The following is a 408-nucleotide window of genomic DNA, read 5'->3' as shown; positions in this document are numbered from 1 at the left end:
GTCGTGCAGGGTCTCCGCGACGACGGCGCGCACCTGCTCGACATCCCAGCCGGCGCACATGTTCGTCAGGTGCGCCCGCATCCGTTCCATCTGGTCGTGGTCCGCGCCGGAGAGCATGAACAGGAAGTGTGCGTAGCTGCTCTTGAGGACGGACCGTCGGTTGATCAAACCCTGGTCGAAAAAGGGCTTGCTGAATGCGAACGTGCTCGACTTGGCGATGATGGTCTTGTCCAGATCGAAGAACGCCGCCACTGTTCCGTGCTCGGATTCCCTGCTCGCCGCTGCGGTCACGGGTCCACAATAGGACTTCCGCCGGTTCCGGGCGCGGTCGCGGAGCGGCAACCTGGTCGTCCGTCCAAGTGGGCGACTTGCCGCCGGTCGAATTTGCGAATATGCGCGGGTCCGGGT

1 protein-coding gene is annotated in these 408 nt (G+C 64.0%); it reads right to left on the bottom strand.

The features are described 5' to 3' along the window. A partial coding sequence (locus AC1DYG_RS20190) for an HAD family hydrolase (protein ID WP_477641620.1) occupies positions 1-291 on the bottom strand: 291 nt, incomplete at its 3' end. Between the last annotated feature and the right edge of the window lie 117 nt (positions 292-408).

This window comes from Pedococcus sp. P1_H8 (genome assembly GCF_056405175.1).
This window is presented reverse-complemented; position numbering and strand designations above follow the sequence as displayed.